Below are 11,722 nucleotides of genomic sequence, written 5' to 3' on the forward strand. Positions count from 1 at the left end.
CGCCCTGCGGGGCGGCGGACTCGGCGCCGGCGTCGGCCGACTCCGCGCCCTGCTGGGCGTAGAGGGCCTCGCCGATCTTGACCTGGGAGGCCTGGAGCTTCTCGAACGCGGCGGCGACCTCGTCGTCGTTGTCCTGCTTCTCCAGGGCGGCCTTCAGGGCGTCGACGTCGGCCTGCACCTCGGTCTTGACGTCCTCGGGCAGCTTGTCGCCGTTGTCCTGCAGGAGCCTCTCAACGGAGTAGGCGGACTGCTCCGCCTGGTTGCGGCGGTCGGCGGCCTCGCGGCGCTTCTTGTCCTCGTCCGCGTGGGCCTCGGCGTCCTTGACCATGCGGTCGATGTCCTCCTGGGACAGCGAGGAGCCGCCCGTGATGGTCATCGACTGCTCGGTGCCGGTGCCCTTGTCCTTCGCGGAGACGTGCACGATGCCGTTCGCGTCGATGTCGAACGTGACCTCGATCTGGGGCATGCCGCGCGGGGCCGGGGCGATGCCGGTCAGCTCGAAGGTCCCCAGCGCCTTGTTGTCCCGGGTGAACTCGCGCTCGCCCTGGAAGACCTGGATGGACACGGAGGGCTGGTTGTCCTCGGCCGTGGTGAACGTCTCGGAGCGCTTGGTCGGGATGGCCGTGTTGCGCTCGATGAGCTTGGCCATCACGCCGCCCTTGGTCTCGATGCCCAGCGACAGCGGGGTCACGTCGATCAGGAGCACGTCCTTGCGCTCACCGGCGAGCACGCCGGCCTGCACCGCCGCGCCGATGGCGACGACCTCGTCCGGGTTCACGCTCTTGTTGGGCTCCTTGCCGCCGGTCAGCTCCTTCACGAGCTCGGAGACGGCGGGCATGCGGGTGGAGCCGCCGACGAGGATCACGTGGTCGATGTCGGAGACCTTGACGCCGGCCTCCTTGATGACGTCCTCGAACGGCTTGCGGGTGCGCTCGAGCAGGTCCTTGGTGAGGTCCTGGAACTTGGCGCGGGACAGGTGCTCGTCCAGATGCACCGGGCCCTCGGGGGTCACGGACAGGTACTGCAGCGAGATGTTGGTGGAGGTGGCCGAGGAGAGCTCCTTCTTGGCCTGCTCCGCGGCCTCCTTCAGGCGCTGCAGGGCGATCTTGTCCTTGGACAGGTCCGCGCCCTTGGACTTGGCCTGCTGGAGCAGCCAGTCCACGATCCGCTGGTCCCAGTCGTCGCCGCCGAGGCGGTTGTCGCCTGCGGTGGCGCGCACCTGGATGGTGGCGAAGTCGTCCTCGTCCTTGGCGACCTCGAGCAGGGACACGTCGAAGGTGCCGCCGCCCAGGTCGAAGACCAGGATGAGCTCGTCCTCCTTGCCCTTCTCCAGGCCGTAGGCCAGGGCGGCCGCGGTGGGCTCGTTGATGATGCGCTTGACGTTCAGGCCCGCGATCTCGCCGGCCTCCTTGGTGGCCTGGCGCTCGGCGTCGTTGAAGTAGGCGGGCACGGTGATCACCGCGTCGGTGACCTTCTCGCCCAGGTACTCCTCGGCGTCGTGCTTGAGCTTCATCAGCGTGCGGGCCGAGATCTCCTGCGGGGTGTACTTCTTGCCGTCCACCTCGGTGGTCCAGTCGGTGCCCATGTGGCGCTTGATGGACGCGAAGGTGCGCTCCGGGTTGTTGACGGCCTGGCGCTTAGCGACCTCGCCGACCAGGACGTCCCCGCCCTTGGAGAACGCGACGACGGACGGGGTGGTGCGGGCGCCCTCGGCGTTCGCGATGACGACCGGGTCGCCACCCTCGAGGACGGCAACCACGGAGTTGGTGGTGCCAAGATCGATACCCACTGCTCGCGACATCATGTGTCCTTTCGTCGACTGCTGCTCGAGGTGACCGCGGCCGACCGGTGCCGGCCGCCCTTGAGCGTTCTGGACTCAACCTGCCACCGGGGCGGAAGGTCTGTCAAGAAACCTGAGTCACCTCGACTCATGTTCTGGTGTCGTGCAGTGCAACCACACCCCCGTGCGCTTCATTCCCGCCCGTCGGTGATCCTCGTCACACCCTCCGTGAATCCCCCTCTCAGGCATCTCGCGGGCGCCCTGCCGAGCCCCTCTCGGTGCCGGCGCACAGGTGCTGACTAGACTTCTGGAAATCGGACCCGCAACCCAGGAGTGACACGTGCTCATCCTCTCGAGTCGCATGCGACCCAAAGAGCAGTTCGAGGGATACGCCTTCGTCGGCACGGACTACGTGCACGGGCCCGCGGGCATGACTGCGTATCGCGCGCGCACCGGCCGCACCGTCGGCCCCGGCGAGGACGGCTGCTACGTGGTCGCACGCCGGGCGGGCAGGCTCTTCGGCCGCCGTTTCGAGGTGGGCACGGACGCCAGCGGTCTGGGCCGTCTCTTCCTTTACCGCAGCGGCGACGATTGGGCGCTCGGCTCCTCCTACAGCGGGCTGGTGGAGCACCTGCGCACCGAGGGCATGACGCTCACGCCCCGGCTCGGCAGGCTCCGTCCGTTCGCCCTCCGCCAGACGCTGACCATGCAGCTGTCCATCTTCCAGACCCCGTTCGACGAGATCCGACTCCTGCCGGTCGGCACCGTCGTGGTGATCCGCGGCAGCGTCCTCTCCCTCGAGCGCGCCCCCGAGCTCCAGCCGCTCGAGTACGAGGCGGCGCTCCAGGAGTACCTCGACGTCTGGCGCGGGCGCACCCGCGCCCTGCTCGCGGACCCGCGGGTCACCTTCACCGCGGACCTCAGCGGCGGCGTGGACTCCCGCACGGTGTTCGCGTTCCTCCTCGAGTCCGGCCTGTTCCGCACGGACTCGGACCGGTTCTGGCTGCACTCGGGCGTCAACCAGAAGGAGGATCTGGCCGTCGCAAAGGGGATCGCCGAGGCCCACGGCCTGACGGTGAACGGCCCCAAGCCGCCCACCCGCACCCTGGTGTCCGGGTCCCGCGCCTACCGCCACTGGCGGGAGAACAGCCTCGGCGTGTACACCCCGGTCTACATGTCGTCGACGTTCCAGAACCCGTTCGAGGTGCATGCACACGGCGGCGGTGGCGGCACCATCAAGCAGTACTACCGGCATGCCGAGCCGCTGCGCCTGCTGGAGCCGTTCAAGGAGAAGATGCCCGCCGCCGACTTCGCCCTCTGGCAGGAGGAGATGGCCACCACGCAGGAGCAACTGAAGCAGACCGCCCCGGGCGTCGTGCCGAGCATCCAACACTACCTCGAGTTCCGGAACCGCTTCCACTTCGGCCACATCCCGAAGGCCCGCCCGCTGTTCATGCCGCTCAACTCGAAGTACGCGATCCGGGCCCTCACCTCCCTCCCCCAGGACGTGCGCCGCCGCTTCTACTTCGACGTCATGGAGTCACTCGCCCCCGGGCTCAAGGACGTGGACTACGACAACGCCCGCAAGGCACCCACCGCGCAGGAGCTCGAGAGCCTGCTCGTCCTGCCCGCCTCGGACCGGCTCGCCGCCGGCACGGCCTACGGCGACGACACGGTCGAGACAGCCGACCCGGACGATCCCCTGTCCGCCGGCTTCCAGCGCTGGCTGCAGGACATCGACCGGGCCGCCGCCCGCCCGGAGGTGCGTCGCTTCATCATGGGCCGTGCCATGGCGCGCACAGACCGCACAGTGGAGGCCCTGCGCGCGCTGGGCAAGCCCTTCCACTCCCACTCCGGTCACTCCGTGGCGCTGTCCCACCTGCTGATGGTGGACTTCACCCTCGGCGACTGACCGACGCCCCACGCCCGCCGTGTCGGGACGACGACGGCCCGCACCTCGGCGGAGGAGGTGCGGGCCGTCGTCGGGAAGGGTCCGGGACCGACCAGGTCAGGCGGCCTTGGCCGGCCACCAGACCTTCGGGCCGATGTCCCACACGAGGGCCGGGATCAGCAGCGTGCGCACCACCAGGGTGTCCAGCAGCACGCCGAAGGCCACGATGAACGCCAACTGCACCATGAACATCAGCGGGATCACCGCGAGCGCGGCGAAGGTGGCCGCCAGCACGACGCCGGCCGAGGTGATGACCCCGCCCGTGACGGTGAGGGCGCGCAGCACGCCCGCCCGCGTGCCGTGCCGCGGGGTCTCCTCCCGCGCCCGGGTCATCAGGAAGATCGTGTAGTCGATCCCGAGCGCCACGAGGAAGACGAAGCCGTACAGCGGCACGGTGGGGTCGGCGTCCTCGAAGCCGAACACGTGCCGGAACACGAGGGCCGAGACGCCCAGGGCCGCACCGAAGCTGACCACGGTGGCCGCCACGAGCAGCACGGGCGCCAGGAGCGAGCGCAGCAGCACCGCGAGGATGACCAGCAGCATCGCGAGGATCAGCGGGATGACGACCCGCAGGTCGCGCTGCGTGGTGACGTTCGTGTCCAACGCCTGGGCCGCCGGGCCGCCCACGAGGATCTCGCCCGAGGTGGGGAGATCCGCGAGCCGGTCGCGCAGGCGGGCCACGGTCTGCTGCGCGGCGAGGGACTCGCCCGGGTCCGCCAGGGTGGCCGAGACCAGCACGCGGCCGTCCACCACGCGAGGCTGCGGCTCCGGCGCGGACGCGGCGCCCGTCCCGCCCTCCGCCTCGAGCGCGCTCGGGGGCGGGACCGCGGCGGTCCCGGGGGCGTCCGCGGTGACCTCCGCCTCGGCCACGCCGGGGTCCTCCGCGACGGCGGCGAGCACCGCCTCGGCGTCCCCGGCCGGCGCGAGGATCTGGGCGGGAGCGCCCGCGCCGGCGTCGAAGTGCTCGCTCAGCAGGGCCTGGGCCTGCCGGGCGTCGGAGTCGCCGAGCAGCACGTCCTCCTGGGCGACGCCGTCCGCGCGCAGCTGCAGCAGGCCGCCGCAGAGGGCGAGGAGCCCGACTGTCGTGGCGACCCAGACGGGGCGGGGCCGGCGCGCGACAACGGTGCCCACCCGCGTCCACACCCCGTGGTCCTCCTCGAGGCCGGCGATGGGCCGGCCCGCGCCGTCGCGCGGCGGGGTGAAGGCCCGGCCCCGGGCGGCGCGGCGCTCCGTGCGACGGCGCGCGCGCTCGGGGGACGGGATCGTGGGCCAGAAGGCGGCACGCCCGGTCAGCCGCAGCAGCGCCGGCAGCAGGGTCAGGGCGGCGAGCCACGCGAAGGCCACACCCGTGGCGGCCACGGGGCCGAGGGAGCGCGTCGAGTTGAGGTCCGAGGCCATCAGGATCAGCAGGGCGAGGGCCACGGTGGAGGCGGACGCGGTGATCGCGCCGAAGGACCCGCGCACGGCGGCCCGCAGCGCCTCCCCGACCTCCGCGCGGACCAGCAGCTCCTCGCGGTGCCGGGCCACGAGCAGGAGGCAGTAGTCCGTGGCCGCGCCGATCACGAGGATCGAGAGGATGCCCTGGGCCTGGCCGTTGAGCTGGATCCAGCCCGCCAGGGCCATCCCGTAGACGGCCACGATCGCGCCGCAGAGCGCGGCCACGGCCGTCAGGAGCACGAGGACCGGCAGCAGGACGGAGCGGTAGACCGCCACGAGGATCACGAACACCACCACGAGCGCCACGAGCAGCAGCAGCCCGTCGATCCCCGCGAACGCGCCGCCCAGCTCCGCGACCAGGCCCGCCGGACCGCCCACGTGCCACTCGGTGTCCGCGGCCACGGTCCCGGCGAGGGCGGGGGCGGCGGCCGCCGGGTCCGCCACGACCTCCCGCAGGTCGGCCACCACGTCGGCCACGGGTCGCTCAGCCCCGGCCGAGGAGTCGACGAAGGCCAGGAACTGCACCGCCGCACCGTCTTCGGAGGGGATCGGACCGGCGACGTCGACCACGCCCGGCACCTCGCCCAACAGGCCCGCGAGGTCCGCGAGCGCGGGGAAGGCGGCCGCGGGGTCCGCGGTGCTCGCCGGGCCCACGACGACGGCGGGCACGGCCTCACCGTCCTGGAACGCCGCCGCCTCCTCCCCCGCGCGGGTGGACTCGGCCGACGCCGGCAGGAAGGTGGCCTGGTCGTTCGAGGAGACGTCGCCGATCGCGCCGAACACGGGGCCGCCCAGGCCGAGCACGGCGAACCAGACCACGGCGAGCGCCGCGGCCAGGCCCAGCCGCAGCCCCCGAGAGGGACGCCCCGGCGCGGCGGGGGTGCGGAAGGCGGACAGGTCGGGCGCGGTGGGCATGCCCCCGAGCGTAGGGGATGGTTCGATGATCAAACAACCATGGGGGCTGGCTAGACTCCCGGCCATGACCACGCAGCCCCCCTCCGCCCCCGCGGAGCATCTCGCCGTGGTCCACGCGCTGCGCGTCTTCAGCGAGAGCGCGGAGCACGCCGTCGACGAGGCCGGCCGCGGCGTCGGCCTGCATCGCACGGACCTCAGAGCCCTCGCGTACCTGATGGCCCGCGCGGCGGCCGGTGAGCCCGTCACCGCCTCGGACCTCGGCGCCCACCTGCACCTCACCCGGGCCTCGGCCACCGCCCTCGTGGACCGCCTGGCCGCCGCGGGCCACGTCCGCCGCCGCCGGGACGAGGGCGACCGGCGGCGCGTGCTGGTGGAGCACACGGACACGGCCCGCCGCGACGGGCAGCGCGCGTTCCAACCGATGTCCCAGCGGCTGAGCGCCGCCCTCGAGGGGTTCTCCGTCGCGGAGCTGCGGGCCGCGGTGCGGGTGCTCGAGGCGGCCACCGCCGCGCTGACGGACCCCACCCCGGAGGACCCGTGACCCGACCGGCGCTCATCGGCCTGGACGGCCGCTCGGGGTCGGGCAAGACCGTCCTCGCCGCCGCGCTCGCGGCCCGGATCGCGCCGTTCGCGCGCGTCGAGGTGATCGAGATCGAGTCCATGTACCAGGGCTGGGACGGGCTGGCCGCCGCGGTGGGCGACGACGGCCCCTACCCGGCCGTCGTGCGCGCGCTGCGGGAGCGGGGCACGGCGACCTGGACCACGTGGGACTGGCACCGCGCCGCCCCCGGTCCGCCGCGGCGGACCGCGCCGGCCGACGTCGTGGTGTGCGAGGGCGTGGGTGCGCTCAGCACCGCCGCCCGACCGCTGCTCGACCTGGCGGTGTGGCTCGAGCTCGAGACCCCCGCGCGGCGCACGCGGGCGCTGGCCCGGGACGGTGAGACCTTCGCCCCGCACTGGGACCGCTGGGCCGCACAGGAGGAGGACTACCTGGCCCGGCACGCCCCGCGCGCCGCGGCGGACCTGGTCCTGCGCCTGCCCTCCGCCTGACGGGGGCGCCGCCCGGGGTCGGGGCGTCGGGGGTCTGCGTGCGGGCCGGCCGGGCGCCGGGACCGGAGCGGTACGCTCCGCTTAGGTGTAGCATCGGAGGCGGCGTGCCGCGTCCGGCCGCGTCCCACCCCAGCGCAAGGAGACCTCCCCTTCCCATGGCGACACTGCTCTACCGTCTCGGCCTCGGCGCCGCCCGCCGCCCCCTCCTCGTGATCCTCGCCTGGGTGCTCGCCCTGGCCCTCGCCGTCGGCGGGTTCCTCGCCTTCGGCGGCACGCTCTCCTCCACCGTCACCATCCCCGGCACGCCCACCGCCCAGGTCACGGACCGCCTCAAGGAGGAGTTCCCGGAGGCCTCCCGCGGTAGGGGCCAGGTCGTGTTCACCACCGAGGACGGCTCCCCCCTGACCGACGCCCAGCGCGAGCAGATCACCGCCCTGCTGGACGACGTCGCCGAGCAGCCGGCCGTGGAGGGCGTCGTGGACCCGTTCGAGGCCCAGGCCCAGCGGGACGACGCCCGCACCCGGCTCGACGAGGGCCGCGCCGAGCTGGCCGACGGCGAGCAGCGCCTCGCGGACGGACGCCAGGAGATCGAGGACGGCCGGGCCGAGCTCGAGCGGCGCACGGCCGAGGCCGACGCGGGCGAGCAGCGCCTCGCCGAGGCCGCCGCCCAGCTGGACGAGGGGCAGGCCGCGCTCGACGCCGCGCGCGCCGACCTCGAGGAGCGTGGCCTGGAGGCCCTGCCGGCCGACGCCCTGGCCCCGCTCCGGGAGGCCGAGCAGAAGGTGGCCGACGGCCAGGAGCAACTCGACGCCGGCCGCGCCGAGCTCGAGGAGCAGGCGGAGCGTCTCGAGGCCGGCCAGGCCGAGATCGACGCACAGCGGCAGGAGCTCGAGGCCGGGCAGGCCGAGCTCGGCGACCGGTGGACCGAGCTCGAGGCCGGGCAGGCCGAGCTCGACGCCCAGGCCGAGCAGCTGGCCGCGGGCCGCGCCGAGCTCGAGCAGGCCCGGGACGCCGCGCTGGCCGAGGCCGAGGCCGCCGGCATCCCGGCGGAGCAGGTCGCCGCGCAGTTCGCCGACCAGGAGGCGCAGCTCGCCGCCGGCGAGGCACAGCTGGCGGCCGGTCAGGACCAGGCCGACGCCGCCCGCGCGCAGCTGGAGGCCGCCCAGGCCGAGGCCGACGCGGGCGCCGAACAGCTCGCGGCCGCCCAGGCGGAGGCCGACGACGGCGCCGCCCGACTCGCCGCCGGCCGGCAGCAGCTGCAGGAGTCCGAGGCCGAGCTCGAGGCCGGCCGCGAGCAGGTGGCCGCGGGACGGCAGCAGGCCCTGGACGCGGCCGAGGCCGAGCTCGACGCGCAGCAGCAGAAGATCGACGAGGGCCGGGCCGAGTACGAGCGCGGCGTCGCCGAGCTCGAGGACGGCCGGGCCCAGCTGGCCGCCGGCGCGGAGCGCCTGGACCAGGCCGAGGCCGACCTCGCCGACGGCCGCGCCGAGCTGGACGACGGCCGCGTCGAGGCCGAGCGCGGCGAGCGCACCCTGGCCCTCGCGGAGGACTTCCGCACCGTGTCCGAGGACGGCAGCACCGCCGTCGGGATCGTCACCTTCACCACGCCGACCCCGGACGTCACCGCCGAGGACAAGGAGGCGGTCACCGGCGCCCTCACCGGCGCGGACATCGACGGCGTCGCCGTGCATCCCTCCCAGGAGCTCAACGCCACCGTGTCCTCCCTGCTCGGCCCGGGCGAGGTCGTGGGCCTCGTGGTCGCCGCGATCGTGCTGGTGGTCATGCTCGGCACCCTCGTGGGCGCGGGTCTGCCGCTGGTCAACGCGCTGGTGGGCGTGGGCGTGGGCGCCGCCGGGGCGCTCGCGTTCTCCTCCGCCGTGGAGATGATCTCCGTGACCCCGGTGCTCGGGGTGATGCTGGGCCTGGCCGTGGGCATCGACTACGCGCTGTTCATCGTCAACCGGCACCGCCAGGAGCTGCGTCGCGGCACGGGCCTGCACGAGTCGATCGCGCTGGCCAACGGCACCTCCGGCAACGCCGTGGTGTTTGCCGGCATCACCGTGATCGTCGCCCTCGTGGGCCTGAACGTCACCGGCATCCCGTTCCTGGGCCTGATGGGCACCGTGGGCGCGGTCTGCGTGGCCGTGGCCGTGCTGGTGGCCGTCACCCTGACCCCGGCCCTGCTCTCCCTGGCCGGGATGCGGATCCTCTCGAAGAAGGAGCGGGCCCGCCTCGCCGACGAGGGTCCCGCCTCCGTCGCCGAGGGCTCCGCCGCCGTGCGCCGCGCCGGGCGCCGCTCGACCATGTCCACCCCGGCCGCGATCGCCTCGGCCCTGGCGGCCGTCGCCCTGCTGGTGCTCGTGGCCCTGCCGGTCGGCTCGATGCGCCTGGGCCTGCCGGACGGCGGGTCCGAGCCGGAGGGCTCCGACTCGCAGGTTGCGTACGAGCTCACCGCCGAGAAGTTCGGCGAGGGCTACAACGGCCCGCTCGTGGTGACCGTGGACCTGCCCGCCGGCCTGGACGAGGACGCGGCCGAGGACGCCCGCCTGGCGGTGGGCGAGCAGCTCGCCGGCCTCGAGCACGCGCACGCCGTGGTGCCCGCGGGCTTCAACGAGGACCGCACCGTCACCATGTTCCAGGTGCTGCCCGAGGAGGGCCCGAACGCCGTCTCCACCGAGGAGCTGGTGCGCGACCTGCGCGCCACCGAGCCGGCCGGCGAGGCCTCCAACCTCGGCGTGGCCGGCATGACCAGCGGGTTCATCGACGTCTCGGAGAAGCTCTCCGACGCCCTGCCCCTCTACCTGGGCGTGGTGGTGGGCCTGTCCCTGCTGATCATGGTGCTGGTGTTCCGCTCGATCCTGGTGCCGCTGATCGCCACCGGCGGGTTCGTGCTCTCCATGTTCGCCGCCATGGGCGGCGTGGTGGCCATCTACCAGTGGGGCTGGCTCGGCTCGGTGTTCGGGGTCCACAACCCCGGCCCCGTGCTCAGCTTCCTGCCGACCATCATGATCGGCGTGCTGTTCGGCCTGGCCATGGACTACCAGCTGTTCATCGCCTCCGGCATGCGCGAGGCCTACGCCCACGGCCTGCCCGCCCGCCAGGCCGTGCTGACCGGCCTGCGCTCGGGCCGGGCCGTCGTGATCGCCGCGGCGATCATCATGATCTCCGTGTTCGGCGGGTTCATCTTCGCCCACGACGCGATGATCCGCCCGATGGGCTTCGGCCTGGCCTTCGGCGTGCTGCTGGACGCGTTCGTGGTGCGCCTGCTCCTGATGCCGGCGCTGATGCACCTGCTCGGCGAGAAGGCGTGGTGGCTGCCGCGCTGGCTCGACCGGATCATGCCGGACGTGGACGTGGAGGGCGCCCAGCTCGAGCGCGCCCACGCCCCGGCGCAGCCCTCCGTCCCCGCCCCGGACGGCGGCGCCCACCGGGCCTGACCGCCCCCGACTGATGCCCGCCCCCGGCCCCGATCGGCCGGGGGCGGGCGTCTATCCTGGGCGGATGCGTCCCACCGCCTTCTCCCCCGCCGCCGGCTCGCCCGTCCTCGTCCTGCTCGAGACGGACGCGGACGGCGCCCCCGCCCCGCGGCTCGCGGACCCGGCCGTCCCGCACCTGAGCGTCACGGACCAGGGGGTCACGCGCGGCGACGGCATCTTCGAGACGGCGCTCGCCGTCGCCGACGGGCTCGGGACCCTGCGCATGCGCAAGCTCGGAGCCCACCTCGGCCGGCTGGCCGCGTCCGCCGCCGCCCTGCAGCTGGCCGCCCCCGAGGCGGCGGCGTGGGAGGCCGCCGTCGCGCTCGGCCTGCGGGCGTTCACCGAGGCCAACGACGTCGCGCCCGGGGACCGTCTCGCCGTGCGCCTGACCGTCACCCGCGGCCCGGACGCGGCTCCCGGCGCGGTGCCCACGCCCACCGCGTGGGCGCTGCTGAGCCCGGCCCCGGCGATCCAGGACGAGGAGCGGCAGCGGGGGCTGCGGGTGCTGCTGCTGGACCGCGGCATCGACTCGCAGGCCCCCGAGCGCTCCCCGTGGCTGCTCACCGGCGCGAAGACCCTCTCCTACGCCGTGAACATGGCCGCCCTGCGCTACGCCCGCGCGCACGGCGCCGACGACGTCGTCTTCACCAGCGCGGACGGCTACCTGCTCGAGGGCCCCACCTCCACGGTGCTGATCGTGCGCACCGGGGAGGACGGCGTCCGCCGCCTCCTCACCCCGCTGCGCCAGAAGGGCATCCTCGCCGGCACGTCGCAGGCCGTGATCTTCGCGGCCGCCCACGCGGACGGCTGGGAGCTCGGCTACGGCCCGCTCGTCCCGGCGGACCTCCAGGGCGCCGAGGGCGTCTGGCTCGTCTCCTCGGTGCGCGGCGTCCTGCCGGTGCGCGCCGTCGACGGCGTCGAGATCCCCGTGGACCACGAGCTCACCGGCATGCTGCAGGCCCATCTGGACGCCGACGGCGACCCCGGCCGGCACGTCAGCGGCGACCCGGTGCCCACCGCGGGCTAGGTGTTGTGGGTCATGAGGTTCTTGCCACGGGGTACGGGCTGAGATGAGACGAGCGGGCCCCGCCCGGCAGGATGGAAGTTCCTACA

General features: G+C 74.1%; 7 protein-coding genes. 5 read left to right on the forward strand and 2 right to left on the reverse strand.

Annotated elements, in window-relative coordinates; all coding sequences use genetic code 11:
- On the reverse strand, positions 1 to 1,801 hold a 1,801-nt coding region (gene dnaK, locus AUV08_RS04570; RefSeq protein WP_084785997.1), incomplete at its 3' end, for a molecular chaperone DnaK.
- A gap of 340 nt (positions 1,802 to 2,141) precedes the next feature.
- On the opposite strand from dnaK, the gene AUV08_RS04575 reads away from it, so the two are divergent.
- Complete coding sequence (locus AUV08_RS04575; RefSeq protein WP_153236557.1) at positions 2,142 to 3,692, forward strand: hypothetical protein; 1,551 nt, start codon at positions 2,142 to 2,144, stop codon at positions 3,690 to 3,692.
- A 96-nt stretch (positions 3,693 to 3,788) separates the two neighbouring features.
- Here the strand turns inward: AUV08_RS04575 and AUV08_RS04580 are convergent, their stop codons facing one another.
- On the reverse strand, positions 3,789 to 6,083 hold the full coding sequence (locus AUV08_RS04580; RefSeq protein WP_061867625.1) for an MMPL family transporter: 2,295 nt from the start codon (positions 6,081 to 6,083) through the stop codon (positions 3,789 to 3,791).
- Between the two features lie 64 nt (positions 6,084 to 6,147).
- Here AUV08_RS04580 and AUV08_RS04585 point away from each other — a divergent pair, with 64 nt between their 5' ends.
- The 4 genes from AUV08_RS04585 (at position 6,148) to AUV08_RS04600 (ending at position 11,636) form a co-directional block, all read left to right on the forward strand.
- Positions 6,148 to 6,624 (forward strand): MarR family winged helix-turn-helix transcriptional regulator, encoded by a 477-nt coding sequence (locus AUV08_RS04585; protein WP_044658846.1) that lies wholly within the window; start codon positions 6,148 to 6,150, stop codon positions 6,622 to 6,624.
- The gene (locus tag AUV08_RS04590; protein WP_044658845.1) at positions 6,621 to 7,133 is read left to right on the forward strand and encodes a para-aminobenzoate synthase component I; all 513 of its coding nucleotides are present in this window, start codon (positions 6,621 to 6,623) and stop codon (positions 7,131 to 7,133) included. The genes AUV08_RS04585 and AUV08_RS04590 overlap by 4 nt, the downstream gene beginning before the upstream one ends.
- Positions 7,134 to 7,288: 155 nt before the next feature.
- A complete protein-coding gene (locus tag AUV08_RS04595) occupies positions 7,289 to 10,570 on the forward strand; it encodes an MMPL family transporter (protein ID WP_061867624.1) in 3,282 nt (1,093 codons plus the stop codon).
- 64 nt (positions 10,571 to 10,634) lie between these two features.
- Positions 10,635 to 11,636 carry an aminotransferase class IV gene (locus AUV08_RS04600; protein WP_036383651.1) on the forward strand — a complete coding sequence of 334 codons (1,002 nt, stop codon included), beginning with the start codon at positions 10,635 to 10,637 and terminating at the stop codon, positions 11,634 to 11,636.
- Positions 11,637 to 11,722: the final 86 nt, after the last annotated feature.

This window comes from Micrococcus sp. CH7 (assembly GCF_001595485.1).
Classification (GTDB): Bacteria; Actinomycetota; Actinomycetes; order Actinomycetales; family Micrococcaceae; genus Micrococcus; species Micrococcus luteus.